Source organism: Devosia alba (genome assembly GCF_039938915.1).
GTDB lineage: Bacteria > Pseudomonadota > Alphaproteobacteria > Rhizobiales > Devosiaceae > Devosia > Devosia alba.
The window spans coordinates 1-246 of the sequence record NZ_JBDUUI010000136.1 but is presented as its reverse complement, the minus strand read 5'-3'; the positions used below and the strand labels follow the sequence as shown (position 1 = coordinate 246).

Here is a 246-nt window from a genome sequence, read left to right as displayed (position 1 = left end):
CGGATTACCGACTATTCCTAAACGTTCCAGTGTAGGATAGAACAACGCTTTTCTATGGTGTTGCTGAGTATATACGCATAGTTTTCCATCTTGTGTCAGCACTTTCTGTTCGACAAAGCGGTATATAGCAGGATGTATCGGAACGATTCTGTTTTTACCGGCTTCTGTTTTGCTTCCACCTTGGAAGTATTTCTCTTCCAGGTTGGTTGTGAGTTTTAACACTTCACCAATTCTCCAACCAGAATA

The 246-nt window shown here is 41.5% G+C and carries 1 protein-coding gene; it reads right to left on the bottom strand.

All coding sequences use genetic code 11. The features are described from left to right. The coding region (locus ABFY71_RS19075) for a hypothetical protein (protein WP_347947456.1) at positions 1 to 222 on the bottom strand (222 nt) is incomplete at its 3' end. Positions 223 to 246 lie beyond the last annotated feature (24 nt).